The 727-nt window shown below is 45.9% G+C and carries 1 protein-coding gene and 1 pseudogene; both read right to left on the bottom strand.

All coding sequences use genetic code 11. The annotated features are described in order from the left end of the window. A pseudogene (locus tag ACTXGO_RS15430) lies at positions 1-182 on the bottom strand (membrane dipeptidase); the annotation flags it as partial. Between the two features lie 194 nt (positions 183-376). Further along, positions 377-727, bottom strand: a 351-nt coding sequence (locus tag ACTXGO_RS15425) for an aldehyde dehydrogenase family protein (RefSeq protein WP_443575136.1), incomplete at its 5' end; no start/stop codon positions are given.

The raw sequence follows: 727 nt of genomic DNA, 5'->3' as shown, positions 1-727 counted from the left end.
TCGCTATTTTGCTCAAAGCGCGCATGCCATTCAGCAAAGCGGGTCATCGTTTGGCGTGCGTTTTCGTGATAGACCAAGGTCGCATGTACCGCGTTGATACCGCTATTTTGCAGCATCTTAAAATAATCACGATCCCAGTTGCTATATTGCAAGCCGTCGATGACGATATGATCTTGGTACATACCTATTCCTTATTGTGCTTTCTTAATTTTACGAACTGGCTTTTAACTTAAGGTTTGCGTAGGGTGGGTTAGCGATAACGTAACCCACCTTTATTCAACAACTTATGTTTGAAATGGTGGGTTACGTTTTATCTGCACTCTCTGCGAGAGTTTGAAAAACTAACCCACCCTACGCCTTTATCCTTCATCAAAAACTAATACGCTTTTTGATATGCGGTCTTGACGATGGTATAAAACTCTTTGGCGTACTGACCTTGTTCACGCGGGCCAAAGCTCGACTCTTTACGGCCGCCAAATGGTACGTGATAATCAGTGCCCGCCGTCGCCAGATTGACCATGACGCAGCCAGCTTGTACTTGCTCTTTAAACAGCGCGCTGTTGCGTAGGCTTTGGGTAATGATGCCGCCGGTCAAACCAAAGCGCGTGTCATTAGTCATCGCAATCGCTTCTTCCAAATCTTTGGCGCGAATCACGCAAGCTAATGGTGCAAAGACCTCTTCTTGGTTAATATCCCAGCTGTTTTCGGTCTCAGTAAACAAGGTTGG

It is taken from the genome of Psychrobacter sp. T6-1, from assembly GCF_052258445.1.
The sequence above is the reverse complement of the archived record's forward strand: the minus strand, read 5'-3'. Positions and strand labels throughout refer to the sequence as shown.